Origin of the sequence: Citrifermentans bremense R1, assembly GCF_000426865.1 — a bacterium.
Classification (GTDB): Bacteria; Desulfobacterota; Desulfuromonadia; order Geobacterales; family Geobacteraceae; genus Geomonas; species Geomonas bremensis.
Window position 1 is genome coordinate 24572 of the sequence record NZ_AUGE01000023.1, and the last position, 16095, is coordinate 40666.

15 protein-coding genes are annotated in these 16095 nt (G+C 62.7%); 11 read left to right on the top strand and 4 right to left on the bottom strand.

The features are described 5' to 3' along the window. Positions 1 to 5: 5 nt before the first annotated feature. The 3 genes from K419_RS0113745 to cobD all read left to right on the top strand — a co-directional run bounded on the left by K419_RS0113745 (position 6) and on the right by cobD (position 4532). Complete coding sequence (locus tag K419_RS0113745) at positions 6 to 2336, top strand: cobyric acid synthase (protein ID WP_026842105.1); 2331 nt, start codon at positions 6 to 8, stop codon at positions 2334 to 2336. Then, positions 2320 to 3273 (top strand): adenosylcobinamide-phosphate synthase CbiB, encoded by a 954-nt coding sequence (gene cbiB, locus K419_RS0113750; protein ID WP_026842106.1) that lies wholly within the window; start codon positions 2320 to 2322, stop codon positions 3271 to 3273. Before K419_RS0113745 ends, cbiB begins: the two co-directional genes overlap by 17 nt. 152 nt (positions 3274 to 3425) lie before the next feature. Next, positions 3426 to 4532, top strand: a complete 1107-nt coding sequence (gene cobD, locus K419_RS0113755; RefSeq protein WP_318842534.1) for a threonine-phosphate decarboxylase CobD — start codon at positions 3426 to 3428, stop codon at positions 4530 to 4532. A 129-nt stretch (positions 4533 to 4661) separates the two neighbouring features. On the opposite strand, the gene K419_RS0113760 is transcribed toward cobD, so the two are convergent. After that, the gene (locus tag K419_RS0113760) at positions 4662 to 5390 is read right to left on the bottom strand and encodes a PilZ-like domain-containing protein (protein WP_026842108.1); all 729 of its coding nucleotides are present in this window, start codon (positions 5388 to 5390) and stop codon (positions 4662 to 4664) included. A gap of 305 nt (positions 5391 to 5695) precedes the next feature. On the opposite strand from K419_RS0113760, the gene K419_RS0113765 reads away from it, so the two are divergent. The 5 genes from K419_RS0113765 (at position 5696) to K419_RS22070 (ending at position 10049) form a co-directional block, all read left to right on the top strand. Beyond that, positions 5696 to 6130 (top strand): Fur family transcriptional regulator, encoded by a 435-nt coding sequence (locus tag K419_RS0113765; RefSeq protein WP_026842109.1) that lies wholly within the window; start codon positions 5696 to 5698, stop codon positions 6128 to 6130. Next, the gene (locus K419_RS0113770; protein WP_026842110.1) at positions 6127 to 7041 is read left to right on the top strand and encodes a metal ABC transporter substrate-binding protein; all 915 of its coding nucleotides are present in this window, start codon (positions 6127 to 6129) and stop codon (positions 7039 to 7041) included. Before K419_RS0113765 ends, K419_RS0113770 begins: the two co-directional genes overlap by 4 nt. Continuing rightward, the gene (locus tag K419_RS0113775) at positions 7038 to 7790 is read left to right on the top strand and encodes a metal ABC transporter ATP-binding protein (RefSeq protein ID WP_026842111.1); all 753 of its coding nucleotides are present in this window, start codon (positions 7038 to 7040) and stop codon (positions 7788 to 7790) included. Before K419_RS0113770 ends, K419_RS0113775 begins: the two co-directional genes overlap by 4 nt. A gap of 184 nt (positions 7791 to 7974) precedes the next feature. Beyond that, complete coding sequence (locus K419_RS0113780; RefSeq protein ID WP_026842112.1) at positions 7975 to 8799, top strand: metal ABC transporter permease; 825 nt, start codon at positions 7975 to 7977, stop codon at positions 8797 to 8799. A 92-nt stretch (positions 8800 to 8891) separates the two neighbouring features. Next, a complete protein-coding gene (locus K419_RS22070; RefSeq protein WP_035497251.1) occupies positions 8892 to 10049 on the top strand; it encodes a GGDEF domain-containing protein in 1158 nt (385 codons plus the stop codon). Here the strand turns inward: K419_RS22070 and cls are convergent. Together cls and K419_RS0113795 are read right to left on the bottom strand one after the other, a co-directional pair. Beyond that, complete coding sequence (gene cls, locus K419_RS0113790) at positions 9954 to 11378, bottom strand: cardiolipin synthase (RefSeq protein WP_026842113.1); 1425 nt, start codon at positions 11376 to 11378, stop codon at positions 9954 to 9956. The genes K419_RS22070 and cls overlap by 96 nt on opposite strands. A gap of 127 nt (positions 11379 to 11505) precedes the next feature. After that, a complete protein-coding gene (locus tag K419_RS0113795) occupies positions 11506 to 12066 on the bottom strand; it encodes a thioredoxin family protein (protein WP_026842114.1) in 561 nt (186 codons plus the stop codon). 152 nt (positions 12067 to 12218) lie between these two features. Here K419_RS0113795 and rsmB point away from each other — a divergent pair, with 152 nt between their 5' ends. The 3 genes from rsmB to K419_RS0113810 all read left to right on the top strand — a co-directional run bounded on the left by rsmB (position 12219) and on the right by K419_RS0113810 (position 14878). Then, a complete protein-coding gene (gene rsmB / locus K419_RS0113800; RefSeq protein WP_026842115.1) occupies positions 12219 to 13565 on the top strand; it encodes a 16S rRNA (cytosine(967)-C(5))-methyltransferase RsmB in 1347 nt (448 codons plus the stop codon). Between the two features lie 45 nt (positions 13566 to 13610). Further along, positions 13611 to 14276, top strand: coding sequence for a ribulose-phosphate 3-epimerase (rpe, locus tag K419_RS0113805; RefSeq protein ID WP_026842116.1), 666 nt, complete (start codon positions 13611 to 13613; stop codon positions 14274 to 14276). Positions 14277 to 14365: 89 nt separating this feature from the next. Next, positions 14366 to 14878 (top strand): NUDIX hydrolase, encoded by a 513-nt coding sequence (locus K419_RS0113810; RefSeq protein WP_156912214.1) that lies wholly within the window; start codon positions 14366 to 14368, stop codon positions 14876 to 14878. Here K419_RS0113810 and K419_RS22075 read toward each other — a convergent pair. Then, positions 14826 to 16082, bottom strand: coding sequence for a hypothetical protein (locus K419_RS22075; RefSeq protein WP_051293035.1), 1257 nt, complete (start codon positions 16080 to 16082; stop codon positions 14826 to 14828). The two genes, K419_RS0113810 and K419_RS22075, sit on opposite strands and share 53 nt — an antisense overlap. Positions 16083 to 16095 lie beyond the last annotated feature (13 nt).

A 16095-nucleotide genomic window follows, 5' to 3' on the forward strand; every position in this document is an offset into this window, starting at 1 on the left:
TTTTGATGTCGAAGCTTTTCGTAGTGGGAATCGGCCCTGGCGGCCTGAATCATATGACCTTCGAGGCGCGCGAGGCGGTCGAGAAGGCTGATGTCGTCGTGGGCTACAAGACGTACTTGGATTTCATCGAGCCGCTCCTCTCCGGCAAGGAGGTTGTTTCCTCGGGGATGATGCGGGAGGTGGAACGCTGCTCGGAGGCGCTCGCCATCGCCGCGACCGGGAAGACGGTGGCGCTGGTTTCCAGCGGCGACGCGGGGATCTACGGCATGGCGGGCCTTGCCCTGGAGCTGGCTGACGCCCCCGGCGACGGCGCGCCTTTCCCATACCCAGGAGTGGAGATAGTGATCGTCCCCGGTGTTTCCGCGGTGCAGGCTGCGGCGTCGGTCCTGGGCGCTCCGCTCATGCACGACTTCGCCGTGATCTCGCTCTCTGACCTTTTGACCCCGCTCGACACCATCCGGCAGAGGCTGCATGCCGCGGCCTCCGCCGACTTCGTGGTCGCCCTCTACAACCCGCGCAGCAAGGGACGGGTCACCCAGATCGAGGAGGCCCAGGCCATTCTCATCGCCGCGCGCGGTCCCAAAGTTCCGGTGGGAATCGTCAGGAACGCTTGCCGCGAGGGGGAGGAGCGCATCGTCACCACGCTGGGGGAGATGCTCACGCACCCCATCGACATGTTCTCCATCGTCATCATCGGCAACGCCTCGACCCGCCTTTCGGACGATGGTCGCATCGTGACCCCCCGCGGCTACGCGACCCGGGGCGAGGAAAGGAAAAGGGGGCGGAAGCAGCAGGCTAGCGCTGCAGCACCTGCGTCCAACGCGCAGGCGTTGATGTTCTGCGGCACCGGTTCGGATGTCGGCAAGTCCGTCATCACCGCCGGGTTCTGCCGCATCCTGAAACGCCGCGGCGTCTCGGTCGCTCCCTTCAAGTCGCAGAACATGGCGCTCAACTCGGCGGTGACGCCGGAGGGGGGAGAAATCGGCCGCGCCCAAGGGGTGCAGGCGGAGGCGTGCGGCATCGAGCCGCACACGGACATGAACCCGATCCTCCTGAAGCCGAACTCCGACACCGGGAGCCAAGTGATCGTGCAGGGTCGGGTGGTGCGCAACATGGGGGTGAAGGAGTACAACGCCTACAAGCCGGAGGCTTTCCTGAAGGTGAAAGAGAGCTTCCAAAGGCTCAAGGAGCGCTTCGACTTCATCGTGATGGAGGGGGCGGGTAGCATTGCTGAGATCAACCTGCGCGCCCACGACATCGCCAACCTCAAGGTGGCGGACATGGCGGGGGCGCCGGCCATTCTCGTGGCCGACATCGACCGGGGCGGGGTCTTCGCGCAGATCGTCGGCACCCTGGAACTGCTGACGCCTGAGGAGAAGGCGCTGGTCAAGGGGGTCATCATCAACAAGTTCCGCGGCGACGCCTCGCTGCTTACGCCGGGGATCGAGTACGTGGAACAGCGCACCGGGGTCCCGGTCCTGGGTGTGCTCCCCTGGTTCAAGGGAATATCGCTTCCGGAGGAGGACAGCGTCGCCCTGCAAAGGCGCGCCAAACCGGCCGCGAAAGAGGGGGCGAAGCTGCTGGTCGGCGTGGTCCGCCTCTCCAGGATCTCCAACTACACCGACTTCAGCGCGCTTGAGGCCGAGCCGGATGTCGAGCTCCACTACATCGACTCGCCGCGCCAGGTCGATTCGCTGGACCTGCTGATCCTCCCCGGAACCAAGTCGACGCTGGCGGATTTGGCCCTTCTCAAGGAAAACGGGATGTTCACCGCCGTAGCCCAGTTCAAGGGGCCGGTGGTGGGGATCTGCGGCGGGTATCAGATGCTGGGGAACATGGTGCTCGATCCGGAGCGGGTGGAATCCGCCCACGACAGCGAGGCGGGGCTTGGCCTTCTTGACGTGGTGGCCACCATGCTCAAGGAGAAGCAGACCCACCTGGTCGAGGCGACGCTGCTGGAGGCGGGGCAGGGGCTGGTGTCGGGTGCTGCTGCCGCGCTCACCGGGTACGAGATCCACCTGGGAGAGAGCGTCCTTGGCAGCGGGGCGCTCCCCTTCGCCCGGATTGCGAGGCGCTCCGGCGGCGCCACCAGTACAGAGGACGGCGCGGTGTCGCAGGACGGGCGGGTGTTCGGTACCTACCTGCACGGCATCTTCGATAACCACGGTTTCAGGACCGCATTCCTGAACCGGATCCGGCGCGCGAAGGAGATGCCGGAACTGGCGGAGGCGGCGCAGGTTGCGGATCCATTCGACCAGTTGGCCGACCACATGGAAGAGCACCTGGACCTGGAGCGGATCTTCGGGATCTGCAATGTGAATGAACTTTTTGCCTGAGGATGCGGTGATCGTCCTGGCGGCGGTGGCGCTCGACCTGGTGCTGGGCGACCCGCGCCGGCTGCCGCATCCGGTGGTTGCCATCGGGAAGATGATTTCTTTCCTGGAGGGGGTGCTGCGCCGGGTCTTCGGCAACCTCCGCGCGGCGGGGGTGGTTCTCCTTCTGGTCACGGTCGGCGTGAGCTACGGCGCTGCTGCACTCCTTTTGTACGGTGCCGCGCTCATCTCGCCCCTAGCTGTGTTCGTCGCCGGGGTGTACCTCGCCTGGGTCTCGCTCGCCGCGCGCTCGCTGCACGTGGAGTCGGCAAAGGTGGCGCAGGCCCTCAGCCGGGGCGACCTGCCGGGGGCAAGGCTGGCGCTTTCCTACATCGTTGGGCGGGAGACCGCCGGTCTGGACGAGCCGGAAATCGTCCGCGGGGCGGTGGAGACGGTGGCCGAGAATACCGGCGACGGGGTGATCGCGCCGCTTTTCTACCTGATGCTCGGCGGCCCCCCGCTCGCCATCGCCTACAAGGCGGTGAACACGCTGGATTCCATGGTGGGGTACAAGAACGAGCGCTATCTCGAGTTCGGCTGGGCCTCGGCCCGCTTCGACGACCTCGCCAACTACGTTCCGGCCCGGCTCACCGCGCTCCTCATGGTCCTCGCCGCCCCCATCTGCGCCTTGAGCGGCAGCGGCGCCTGGCGCATCATGCGCCGCGACGGCCGCAACCATTCTTCCCCCAACAGCGGTTATCCCGAGGCTGCGGCAGCGGGTGCCCTCGGGGTGAGACTCGGGGGCGCCAACCGCTACTTCGGCAGGGTCGTTGAGAAGCCGACCATCGGGGATCCGGCGGTGCCGCTCACGCTTGCGGCCTATAGCGGCGTGGTGCGGCTCATGTACGGCAGCGAACTCCTTTTGGTCTTGTTGTATTTAGTTGCGATGACTTTCCGTTAACCACCTTCCCCCACCCCCTAGCCCCCTCACGCAGGGGGAGGGGGAACCGGTTCATTGGGATTCGGGGGATCCGCAGGGATATTTGTTCACGAAGTGCTGCACGAGAACTCGCGTTCCCCCCTTTGCGAAGGGGGGGCAGGGGGGATTTGCCCTTGGTCAGACCACACAACCCTTCGCTATCCGGCAAGGACCCGAAAAGCCACGAACATGGCGGCAACGTCTTTGCGGTGGCCAGGATGCTCGGCGTGGCGCCGGAGCAGATCCTCGACTTCTCGGCGAGCATCAACCCGCTGGGGATGGCGCCGGGTGTGCGCGACGCACTGGTCCGCTGCCTGGACCGCCTGGTCCATTACCCCGACAAGGGTGCCGACGAATTGAGGGAACGGATCGCTCAGTACCACGGGGTGAGCACGGCTGAGATCGCCGTTGCCAGCGGTTCTACCGAGCTGATACATCTACTCCCACGGGTGGTGGGCGGGAAAAAGGGACTTATCGTGGCGCCGGCTTTCGCCGAGTACGCCGAGGCGCTGGAGTCATCCGGTTGGGAGATCGACTATCTCACCCTGTCCAGCGCCGATAACTTCGCCCTGCCGCTCCCCCTGCTCTGGGAAAAGCTCGGGGAAGGGGTGGACATGGTCTTCATCTGCAACCCAGGCAACCCCACCGGAGCGCTTTTGCCGCTACGCGAGATAGAGGCGGTGGTGGAACTCTGCCGGGAGCACGGGGCATTCCTGGTGCTGGACGAGGCGTTCATGGATTTCTGCGAGGAGGAGTCGGCAAAGTACCTGGTGCGCCAATCTCCGCGGGCGGTCCTGCTGCGGTCCATGACCAAGTTCTTCGCCATTCCGGGGTTGCGGCTGGGATACGCCATTGCCGCGCCGCAGATGGTAGAGGCCATCGCCGCGCTGCAAGACCCCTGGAGCGTGAACACTGCCGCCCAGGTCGCAGGCGTGGCGTCTTTGGACGACGCGGATTATTGCCTGCGCACCAGGGAATACGTGGACGCCGAACGCGAGCGCCTGGCAGAGGGACTTGCCTCTATTGCCGGCCTGAGCGTGTTTTCTTCCCGCGCCAACTATTTGCTGGTCGAGATCTGCGACGGACGGAGTGCAAGCGAGATCCGCGAAAGGCTGATGCCGGAGGGGGTGCTGGTGAGAGACTGCGGGAACTTCGAGGGGCTGGACGGGCGGTTCTTCCGGGTGGCGGTGCGGCTGAGAGAGGAAAATGAGCGCCTGCTGGAACTGCTTCGAAAGGCATGATCTGAACTTATGGGAACGCCGAGAAAAATAATGGCCTTTCGGAATTAACCGAAGGGCCATTGCATCTCAGTACCTATTCAAATCTTTCCTTCCGCTGGTTCTTCTGAGCGCCAGGCGGAGAAGTCGCTTTCAGCTGCTGGCCAGGGAGTAGAAATCTTTCCGGCTGACCCTGATCCTCTTGATCTCCTCGTTACAGACGAAGCGCACTATGGCGTCGCGGTCCCTCTCGTTGATGTGCATGAAGCGAAGCCCGGCGCTGTAGATGACGCCGTCGCCGTGCTTGATGGTCTCACTGTGCATGACCTGCGCCACGACAGGTACTACCTTGGGCTCGGAGAGGGGGAGGTGGAAGGTGGCGTAGACGATGTCGTCGCACGTCATGGCCATCTCGGTTTCAGTCTTCAAGCCGCCGCCGCTGATATTGACTATGCGCGGCAGGCTGTCCTGCGAGGCGACCCTCAGTCCACCGGAGCCGCTTTCCTCGGCGGTGCCGGCGGTGACGTTGAAGAGGATCACCGGGATCTCGGTAGCCAATCGGAAGTATTCCCTCTGGTCTTCGGGGGTCACGCGGTCGACGAATTCGACCCGCAGTTCCTCTTCGGTAAGATTGCCCAGCACCACGCCTTTGCAGCGGTAGCTGTTGCCGCTCACCCCAACCCTGACTACAAGCGGTGCCTGATGCAGATGCACATCGGCGGGCAACCTTTCCCGGAAAAGCCGCAGCCGTATCTCGGTGTCGTCAACGGACGTGACTATGGCGCCGTCGTTGAAGACGCGGTCCTCGGGGAGTGCCACCTCTACCCTGGCTTTTTGCCCTGCATGGAAATAATCCCTATAGTTGCAGGTTTCGTTTTGCATATGGCCCTTCCAATTGAATTGCATCACACGTTCTGCTATCGGCTGGGCGCTGCAATAGAAGAGCCAATAGTTGGATCAATACCCTTAATAAAAGCAACTAGTTAATATCGCTATTGCAGTTGCTTGCAACATTTTAATCTGGATTGCCTGTCTACGTTAAAGCCCCGCATGACCATGCGATATGACCGGATGGCTCGGGATGGTAACACGAAGCAACCTTTAATTACAATAAATACAAAGTTTTCCTTGACATCGAGGTTGCGATGACTATCCTAAAACGAAATCATTTCCATTTAGAGGAAGTCATGGAGCAGCGTCACGCACTGGCTTTGAAGCAGTTCAACATGAAGGCCACACCGAAGCGGCTGGCAATACTGGGGATGCTGGAGGCGGAGAAGGGATACGCCAGCCCAGAGGAGCTTTGGAAACGCCTGCGCCACCGCTTCGACCGCCTGGGGCTTCCCACCGTGTACCGGATCCTGGAGGAGCTGGCGGCCAGCGGGATACTTACCAAGGTGATTCATCCCAACCGGCAGCTTTATTACTACTTTTGCAGCAACCGCGAGCATCACCACCACTTCGTCTGCCTCTCCTGCCGCAAGGTCGAGGACATCCCTTCCTGCGGGATCGAGGCGCTGGAGCGCGAGGTGAGCCTGCGTAACGGAGGAAAAGTGCTCTCACACATTCTGCAGTTGAACGGCCTTTGCAGCGGCTGCGCCGACAAGGGGGTTACCGCGTGAAACGCTTACTGATGCTGATGCTCCTTATGGCCCTGATCGCTTCCGGCTGCAGCAGGCCGGAGGGGAAAAGCGACAAGCTCCAGGTGGTGACCACGCTGTTTCCGCTCTACGACTTCGCCAAGAAGATCGGCGGCGAAAAGGCGCAGGTCACTTTACTGCTCCCCCCCGGTATCGAGCCGCACAGCTTCGAGCCCCGCCCGGAGGACGTGGTGCGGGTGAACCACGCCGACCTTTTCATCTACACCAACCCGGTGATGGAGCCGTGGGCCTCCTCGATCGTCAACGCGATTGACCGGGGCAGGGTAGGGATCGTGGAGGGGAGCCAGGGGATCGCTCTGCAGCCCCCCGAACCGGATCCGTACGACCCGCACCGCGAGGCGCACGCGAAAGCCGATCCCCATGTCTGGCTCGATTTCGGCAACGCCCAGGTCATCGCCCGCAATATCCAAGACGCGTTCATCGGCCGGGATCCGGCCAACAAGGCCTACTACCAGCAAAACGCAGCCAAGCTCATCGCGGATCTGGTCTCACTCGACCAGCGCTTCCGGCAGACCCTGTCGCAATGCCCCAAGAAGGTGCTGCTGCACGGGGGACACTACGCATTCGGCTACCTGGCGCGGCGGTACGGGCTCCAATACATCTCCGCCTCGGCGGTTAACGCCGACGCCGAGCCGACGCCGGCCAAGCTGGCGGAACTGGTGCAGATCATGCGCCGCGAAAAGCTGCAGTACGTCTACACGGAGGAGCTGTTGAGCCCGCGGATCGCCGAAACGATCGCCAGGGAGACCGGCGCCAAGGTGCTCATGCTGCGGGCGGGGCATAACGTGACCCGCGACGACCTGGCGCGCGGCGTCAGCTTCATCTCGCTTATGGAAGACAACCTGCGGAACTTGAAGGCGGGGCTGCAATGAAAGACAAGGCACTGAGCGTACAGAATCTTTGTGCAGGCTATCACGGCAGCGAGGCGCTCCAGGACGTCTGCTTCAGCGTCAACCGGGGCGATTACCTTGGCATCTGCGGGCCGAACGGCTCGGGGAAGAGCACGCTCGTCAAGGTGATCCTGGGGCTGCTTGCCCCGACCTCGGGGGAGGTCAGCCTCCTCGGGACGCCGAAGTCGAGCTTCCAGCGCTGGGACCGCATCGGCTACCTGCCGCAAGGGCTGCAGTTTTTCAACCCGCATTTCCCGGCGACCGTAGACGAGGTGATCCGGTTGGGGAGGCTTTCGGCCAAGAAGTTTCCCCGGCGCTTCAGCCGTGAGGATGCGGCGGCGGTGGACCGGACCATGGAGTGGATGGGGATTTCGAACATCCGGGGCAGCATGATCGGCGAGCTGTCGGGTGGGCTCAGGCAGCGCGTGCTTCTGGCGCGGGCGCTGGTGAACGACCCGGAGCTTCTGGTCCTGGACGAGCCGACCACCGCCCTCGACCCGGAAACCCGCGAGAGCTTTTACAAGCTCACTTTCGAGATGAACCGGGAGCGGAAGTCGACCGTGCTGCTGGTGACCCACGACACGGCCACCATAGGAAAGTACGCGAGCCACCTGCTCTACCTGGACAAGAAGGTCATCTTCTACGGGGACTTCGAAGACTTCTGCAACTCAAGCGAGATGACAGGGTTCTTCGGGGAGCACGGCCAGCACTTGGTCTGCCACAGGCACTAAAGGCAGGGGCTGGGGGCTAAAGGCAGGGACTAGGGGCTAGGGGCTAGGGGCTAGGGGCTAGGGACTGGAAAGAAACGACCGGTTTTCAGCTGTAGGTTAACAAACAATGAGAATCGGGTGACGGGGTGGGCGGGTATGGGTTTTCTAGCCCCAGCCCCTAGCCCCTGGTTCTCCTGAGGTTTTAATGATAATTACGGAAATGCTCAGCTACGGCTTCATGCAGAGGGCGCTCGTCGGCGGCTCGCTGATCGCTATCCTCTGCTCGGTGCTCGGGGTGTTCCTCGTGCTGCGCCGCCTTTCCCTGATCGGCGACGGCCTGGCGCACGTCACCTTCGGCAGCGTGGCGCTGGCGCTCCTTTTCAGGCTGCAGTCGGTCTACATGACCCTTGCCATCATCCCGGTGGTGCTCGCCTCGTCGATGGGGATCCTGCAGCTGGCGCAAAAGGCGAGGATCTACGGCGACGCCGCCATCGGCATCGTCTCGGCCATCGGCATCGCCACCGGCGTCATGCTGGCCAGCGTCGCCGGCGGCTTCAACGTCGACCTCTTCAGCTACCTGTTCGGGAACATCCTCTCCATCAGCAGCAGCGAGCTGGTGATAGCGGCTTTGCTCTTTGTCATCGTCATCGCCTGCGTGGTGATGTTTTACAACGAACTCTTCGCCAGCACCTTCGACGAGGACCTCGCCAAGAGTTCCGGCATCGACACCGAGCGGATCAATACGGTGCTGGTGCTGATGACGGCGCTGACCGTGGTTCTGGCCATGAAGGTGGTGGGGATCATGCTGATTTCAGCGCTCTTGATAATCCCTGCTGTATCCGCCTTGCAGATCGCCAAGGGGTTCAAGTCGGCCATCGTTACCGCGGCGGTGATCGGGGTGGTGACGGTGATCTGCGGAATATCCCTCTCCTTCGTGATGAACCTCCCCTCCGGCGCCACCATCGTGCTGATAAATTTCGCGGTTTTGCTCGCCACCTTCGGCGGGCGCGCCCTTCGAGGTCATAAATAACCGGGAAAGACATTTAGTTTCTGCGATATCCGCCGATACGATCCATTGACAGGGGCATCCCTGCTCAAACGATTTATGGACAGGCGGCTTGGATGATCGAGAAAAAGGAGTGGATTAGCGCAGATGTGATGGCCAGGTACGCCGGCCACGACCGGGTCCTGGGTGTCATAACCTGGCTTCTCCTGGCACTGGTGCTGCTCGACATATCGCTTCTGCACGTCGATAGCCGCAGTACCATCATTGTGCTCTTCTGTTCGCTGGGGCTTGTCTGCTACAAGGCTTCGGCGCGGTTTCTGCTGCGCCGGGGCGAAACCAAAACTCTACTCGACCTGGTCCTGCTGCTTTTGTACGCCGTCGCCGTCAGTTGGTTTACCGGCAAAACTTCCAGCCCCTTCATCTCGGTTTTGTACCTGATCCTGATGGCGACCTCGCTCACCCTCGGGCGCTGGATCGCCTTCATCATGACCGGCCTGACCATCGCCCTCTATACCTTGCTCGCCTCCTTCCAGTCCCCCAGTTTCTGGTACGACATCGGTGGACACGTCGTGAAGATCTTCCCCTTCATCTTGATCGCCCATCTGGGGGCGCTGCTGCGAGGCGAGGCGGAGAGCGCGCGCGCCGAGGTGGAGCGGCTTTCGCTCACCGACGACCTCACCCAGCTAAACAACATGCGCAGCTTCGAGGCGCTTGCGCTGCAGCAGGAAAAGATTTCGAAGCGCTACGGCACCCCGTTCTCCATCTGCATGCTGGACGCGGACAACCTGAAGCAGATAAACGACCGGCACGGGCATCTGGCTGGGACTGAGCTGATCAAGTGGACCGCGCGCATCATCGCCTCCAATATCAGGGAGAGCGACGTGGCCGCCAGGTTTGGCGGGGACGAATTCATCATCATGTTTGCCGGGCAGGAGCAGCAAAACATCGTAGCTGCCGTGGAGAGGATCGTTCGCGTCATGCACGCCTCTCCTTTTTCCTTCGAGGGAGAACTGGTCCAGGGAACGCTTTCTGCCGGGGTGGCATCCTTCCCGCGTGACGGCGAGGAGTTGCGCACCATTGTGAAGAAGGCGGACCTGGCGATGTACCGCAGCAAGAGGCGGGGCAAGAACCGGGTTTCGCTCTTTGACGACCAGGCAGGGGAGGCGGTGCCGAGCGGGTTACAGGTAGGGGGAGAAAAGCTTCGCTGTGGCGTCCCTAAGCTTGATGACGAGGGGGCGGCCGTCCATTTCGGCGAGGGTGAGTTCCCGGGATAGCTCCAGGGTCGCCTGGCAGCGCTCCTCCAGAAGGCGCGCGAACTGGAGGTCGTACACCTCCAGGTTGAACTCGAAGTTGAGCCTCAAGCTCCTCGGGTCGAGATTGGCGCTGCCGATCAGGCTCCAGCTTCCGTCTACCACCATGAACTTGGTGTGGACGAAGGGGGGAGGCTGCGCGAAGATGCGGACCCCCTGCTGCAGCAACTCCCAAAGGTAGGATCGGCTGGCCCACTGCACGTAGGGGAGGTTGTTGACCTCAGGGAGCACCAGGGTGATGGCCACCCCCCTGAGGGCCGCGGTGATCAGGGCCGAGATCAGCGGCCGGTCGGGAATGAAGTATGGGGTGACTATGGTGACCCTGCGCCTGGCGCAGGAGAGGGCTCCCAGGATGATCCAGTTGAGCTTCCTGAATTCCTTGTCCGGCCCGTCGCTTACCGCCCGGACCAGCGCGCTCCCAGTGGGGACCAACTCCGGGAAGTAGCGCGGCCCTGAGAGCTGTGCGCCGCCGGCGAAGCTCCAGTCCTCCAGAAAGGTCCGCTGCAGGTCCGTCACCACCGGGCCGGTGACCTGGAAGTGGAGGTCCTTCACCACCGGCGGGCGGCTGGCGACCAGATGCCTGCTGCCGATGTTCATGCCCCCTGTGAAGGCGAGCTTTCCATCCACCACCAGCAACTTGCGGTGGTTCCTTAGGTTCAGGTAGCCCCCCGGCCGAAGCGGCAGGAAGCGGCGGAACCTGACCCCGGACCCCTTGAGCAGTTCCCGCGCCGTAGGATTCGAATACTTCTCCCCCAGGCTGTCCACGATCACCCGCACCTCGACCCCGCGGTCGGCCGCCCTCGAAAGCGCCATCACGAAACGTTTGCCGGTGTCGTCCCCGTCGAAGATATAGGTGCAAAGATGCACCGAACTTTCCGCCCTGTCGATGGCGGCCAGCATGGCGGGGTAAGCTTCCTCGCCGTTTTCCAGCGGCGTCAGGTTGTTGCCGGTGAGAAGCCTGGTGCTGACCACGTGCTCGGAGAGGTTGCGCAACTCCCTCAGGTAGGAAAGCTCGGGGGGAAGCGATGCCGAAGGGAGGGAGTCTGGCGGAAGAGGCGGGGCGGGGGGGGCGGCCTCCTCGTGCCAGCGCCTTGCCCTGCTGTAGATGCGGTTGACTCCCATGCCCCAGTAAAAGAGCGGGCCCAGAAGCGGCATGGCGAGGCTGGTGAGTATCCACCCGAGCGCCGAGCGCGGGTCGCGCTTGTTGATCAGCGCATGCCCGGCGGAGACCAGGGCGAGAAGGACCAGGAAAACCAACAACAGGCCCCAGAGGATGTGGTCCAGGAATCTCAAGATCTCTCCATCGAAAGGTGATGCCAAAGGCAAGGCTTTTGCTGCCTCACCGCCAGTTGATGCAAAAAGGGGGCGACATGGCTGCCGCCCCCGAAGGAGAAAAACCCGCCGGCTGTGGAGGGGAGGATCAAAGCAGCGTGAAGGGGTGGGCCCTCTTGGTCCACTCGCTTTCCGGGTATTGCGCCAGGAGCTGCTGGTATATGTCCTTGAGCGCCGAGGGCGCGTGGCTCGTTTTGTAGCGTGCCACCCCGCGCAGGTAAACCGCTTCTGGGGCGGAGGCGCAGTCCGGGCAGCCGTTTAAAAGGGTGTTGAACTGGATCACCGCCTCGCTGAACTGCCCGTAGTCGAGGCTGACCTTGCCCATGCCGAGAAGGGCCGAGCCCACCATCTCGTCCGCCGGGAGGAAGCCCACGGTGCGCTGGTGCTCTTTGCCGTAGTAATCCATGGTGATGATGGTGGGGGTCCAGATGACCCGGTAATCGGAGGTGTGCGCCGCGTTGGTCACCGGGATGCGCAACGGGATGACGTGGTCGGAGATGAAGTTGATGACGGCCGGGTCGGCGAAGGTTACCTCTTCCATCTGTTTGCATCCGATGCACTCGGTGCTGAAAAACTCAACCAGCACGCTCTTCTGCTCGGCCTTCCCCCGTGCGAGGGCTTTTGCCATGTCCGATTCCCAGGCTATCATTGTGATCCCTCCTCACGGTTATCATTAAACAACGAGCTAAAGAGTAGCCTCTCCTTTTCCTATGTCAACCCCTAACAGCTTGCAGTTTTGGGCGAAATGCATATAATGATCCCCGGCTTCGCCCAGACCTCACGCCTGAAAGGAAGTACTCTTTGTCCAGCAAAAACCCGCGCCGCGCCGCCTTCGATATCCTGCTCCGGATCGAGAAAGAAAAGTCCTTCGCAGACATCCTTATTGACCATGAACTTTCCAAGGACATCATCAAGGGAGCCGACCGGGGCCTGCTCACCGAGCTGGTCTACGGCGTGCTGCGCAGGCAGGGGACGCTCGATTACATCATCTCCCAGTTTTCCAAGCAAAGACCGGAGAAACTAGAGCTTTTCGTGCGGCTCTTGTTGCGCCTGGGGATTTACCAGTGCTTCTTCCTGGACCGGGTCCCGGTGTCGGCCGCCGTCAACGAGACGGTGAACCTGGCCAAGGAACTGGCGCCGCGCGCCTCCGGCTTCATCAACGCGGTGCTGAGAAACGCCGACCGCGGCCGCGACACCATAGCCTACCCCGACCGCGCCGAGCGCCCCGCCGAATACCTCGCCGCGCGCTACTCCCATCCCGCCTGGCTCGCCCAGCAGTGGTGCGAGCAGCTAGGGCTCGAAGCAGCGGAGGAGCTGGCAGCCGCCATGTCCGAACCTCCCCCCTTGACCGTTAGGGTCAACACGCTGCGCATCACCCGCGAAGAGCTGATCCAGAGGTTGGCCGGGGAGGGGGTGAGCTGCAACGCTACCTCGTGGTCCCCCGACGGCATCCGCCTGAACCAGTCCGGCCAGATCACCAGGCTTCCTTCCTTCAGGGACGGCCTCTTCACGGTGCAGGACGAATCGTCGCAGCTGGCCCCGCTGTTCCTGGCCCCTGGAAAAGGGGAGCGGGTGCTGGACGCCTGCGCCGCCCCCGGCGGCAAGACTACCCAGATAGCGCAGCTGATGCAGGACTCCGGCGAGATCTACGCCTGCGACGTGAACAACAAGAAGCTCAGGCTGATCAAGGAGACCTGCGACCGGCTGGGGATCAACTCGGTGCGCACCTTCACCATGGACGCCACCGCCCCCTCCAACGCCATCAAGGAGACCACCTTCCACCGCATCCTGGTGGACGCCCCCTGCTCGGGCCTGGGCGTGATCAGGCGCAACCCGGAGGGGAAGTGGAGCAAGTCCGGCGACGACCTGCTGCAACTGGCGCGCACCCAGGTCAGCATCCTGGAGAACCTCTGCAGGTACCTGGAGCCGAAGGGGACCATCCTCTACGCCACCTGCTCGACCAGCATTCAGGAGAATGAGTACGTGGTGGACAGCTTCCTCGCGCAGCATCCGGAGTTCGTCGTGGAAGACCTGCGCCCGCTCTTCCCGGAGTTCGCGCCGCTCTTCACCGAGCGCGGCTTCTTCAGGAGCTGGCCGCACCGCGACGGCATGGACGGCTTCTTCTCGGCGCGCCTGAAGAGGAAGTAGCCGACGGCTGCAAGATCAATCGTGAAAATCAACGCAGGAGACCTTATGAAAAAGATCGCTCCATCCATTCTTTCCGCAGACTTCGCCCGGCTGGGCGAGGAAATCAAGGCCATCGAGGCCGGCGGCGCCGACTACGTCCACATCGACGTCATGGACGGCCAGTTCGTCCCCAACATCACCATCGGCCCGCTGATCGTGGAAGCGGCGCGCCGGGTCACTACGCTTCCGCTCGACGTGCACCTGATGATTGACAACCCGGACCGCTACATCCCCGATTTCGCCAAGGCGGGCTCGGACATCATCGTGGTCCACGCCGAGGCGACCAACCATCTGCACCGCACCGTGCAGCTGATCAAATCGCTCGGGAAGAAGGCCGGCGTCTCGCTGAACCCGGCGACCCCGCTTAACCTTCTGGATTACGTGATGGAGGAACTCGACCTGATCCTCTTGATGACGGTGAACCCCGGTTTCGGCGGGCAGTCGTTCATCGAGGCCTGCATTCCGAAGATCCAGGCCCTGCGCGCCACCCTGGACCGGCGCGGCATCGAGGCGGAACTCGAGGTCGACGGCGGCGTCAAGATCGACAACATAGCGCGCATCTCCCATGCCGGGGCGGACGTTTTCGTGGCCGGCAGCGCCGTCTTCAACAGCCCCGACTACGCGGCGACCATTGCGGAGCTGAAGAAAAAGGCCAAGGAGCCGGTGCTCTGATCGGGCGGCGCGGGCAGGAGCTGCCGGCGGACCCCGGAGAGCTGAAGGAGAGGCTCAAGGCCTCCCTTGCCTCGCGCCCGCGCGTTCCCATGGAGGCGGGGCCCGTCCCCGCCGCCGTACTCCTGCCGCTCTTTCTGAAAAACGGCGAGTACCATCTCCTCTTCACCAAAAGAACCCCCCATCTCACCCACCACAGCGGCGAGATCTCCTTCCCCGGCGGCGTCTGCGATCCCGGGGACCTCGACAGCGCCGACACCGCGCGCCGCGAGGCGTGGGAGGAGGTCGGCATCGCCCCCTATGACGTCGAGATCCTGGGCGAGCTCGACGACTGCCACTCCATACACAACTACCTGGTGACGCCCGTAGTCGGCGTCTTCCCCGCGAACTACACGCTCACCGTCAACGACGCCGAGATAGAGCGCCTCATCGAGGTGCCGCTTTCCCATTTCGAGAAGCCCGAGTTTTTCCGGATGGAGTACTGGGACTACAAGGGGAGGAAGGACTTCCCCATGTACTTCTACCGCTACGGCGATGACGAGATATGGGGGCTTACTGCGCGGATACTGAAGAACTTCCTGGACGTGCTCTGGGGGGTGGAGTAGGGGCCAGTATCCTGCGGAAGTCGACGCTCAGCCGCTTTTGTTCCTCTTGCAGCACGAAACCCCGCGCTAGAACCTCCGCTTCAATACCTTTCATGTGCAGGGCGCCCCAGGGGATCACCACGGTCTGGTAGCGCTTCAGCGCCTGGTCCAGGTACTGGACCACCACCTTGTTCCTGCGCTGCAGGATGTCGTCCATGATCACGGCGTACATGGCAGGCGTGATGTTCTTCTCCGCCCACCGGTTAAGCTTCAGCAGGCCGTCGAGGGCGGAAGGGTTCCCGCTCAGGTGTTTCCCCATGGCGTCCAGAAGCATCATGGTCTCCGGGCGGAAGGCGCTCAGGTCCACGTCCGCCCGCAGGATATCCGGCCCCGCCTGTGCCTTTCCCTCCGGCTTGCCTGGGGCTTGCAGCTCATTGGGCCCGATCACCCTTCCCTTGAAAAGGAGCTTTTCCTGCGAGGCGAGTCCCAACAGGTTCGCCACCTTGTGGTAGTCGAACTTGTTTTTGAGCTTCCCCTTCTCGTCGGCGACCCCTTCGGCCAGCACTATGGTGTTCCCCGCAGGAACCAGCCGTGCCACCTGGTCGTAGTAATCCTTCTCGCCGATGTGGATCATGGCTGCTAGCTTAACGGTGCGGTCGCCGCGCCGATAGGTGCGTTCCGCCATGTAGAGACCCCGGGGGGACACGTTCATGAAGCCGCCGGTGGCCTCGGTGGCGTACGAGTTGGCCGCGAAGAGCGCCGCCGTCGCCAGGGCCAGCGGGAGGACGAATAGGTTCACGCCGACGAACACCAGCGTGTTGCGCAGGTCGAAGTATGGCGCCTCGAAGAGCGTGGGGGGAAGGGTAAGCGGCGCCGCCGGGTTGTCGTTGAACCTGGAGACGAGGAAGGTGCCGAGCCCTACCTGCAGCGCCGCCATGATCAGGCCGTACAGCTTGAAGGCACCGAGGGAGGGGAAGAACCATATGGAGAGCGGGCACCAGAAAACGAACAGGATGAGGGGTAGGAAGAGCCGTTTGGGGAGCCGCCGGTCGATGCCGAGGCTCAGGTAGAGCGGTATCGCGATCAGGATGACGGCGTTGGCCAGAAGGCCGCGCAGCCCGGAAAGGGGGACCAGCGGGAAAAGGAGCGAGGCCAGTTCGTCCAAAAGCGAAAGGCTCCCGTCGGCGATGAACAGGAGCAGGAACAGGTTGGCGAAGAATCTCATCTATAGGTCCTGT

Excerpts from the sequence above, each read along its gene's own strand:
- K419_RS0113745 (WP_026842105.1), top strand. The coding sequence starts at position 6 with ATGTCGAAGCTTTTCGTAGTGGGAATCGGCCCTGGCGGCCTGAATCAT.
- cbiB (WP_026842106.1), top strand. The coding sequence starts at position 2,320 with ATGAACTTTTTGCCTGAGGATGCGGTGATCGTCCTGGCGGCGGTGGCG.
- K419_RS0113760 (WP_026842108.1), bottom strand. The coding sequence starts at position 5,390 with ATGCAAAACGAAACCTGCAACTATAGGGATTATTTCCATGCAGGGCAA.
- K419_RS0113765 (WP_026842109.1), top strand. The coding sequence starts at position 5,696 with ATGGAGCAGCGTCACGCACTGGCTTTGAAGCAGTTCAACATGAAGGCC.
- K419_RS0113775 (WP_026842111.1), top strand. The coding sequence starts at position 7,038 with ATGAAAGACAAGGCACTGAGCGTACAGAATCTTTGTGCAGGCTATCAC.
- K419_RS0113780 (WP_026842112.1), top strand. The coding sequence starts at position 7,975 with ATGATAATTACGGAAATGCTCAGCTACGGCTTCATGCAGAGGGCGCTC.
- K419_RS22070 (WP_035497251.1), top strand. The coding sequence starts at position 8,892 with ATGATCGAGAAAAAGGAGTGGATTAGCGCAGATGTGATGGCCAGGTAC.
- K419_RS0113795 (WP_026842114.1), bottom strand. The coding sequence starts at position 12,066 with ATGATAGCCTGGGAATCGGACATGGCAAAAGCCCTCGCACGGGGGAAG.
- rpe (WP_026842116.1), top strand. The coding sequence starts at position 13,611 with ATGAAAAAGATCGCTCCATCCATTCTTTCCGCAGACTTCGCCCGGCTG.
- K419_RS0113810 (WP_156912214.1), top strand. The coding sequence starts at position 14,366 with ATGGAGGCGGGGCCCGTCCCCGCCGCCGTACTCCTGCCGCTCTTTCTG.
- K419_RS22075 (WP_051293035.1), bottom strand. The coding sequence starts at position 16,082 with ATGAGATTCTTCGCCAACCTGTTCCTGCTCCTGTTCATCGCCGACGGG.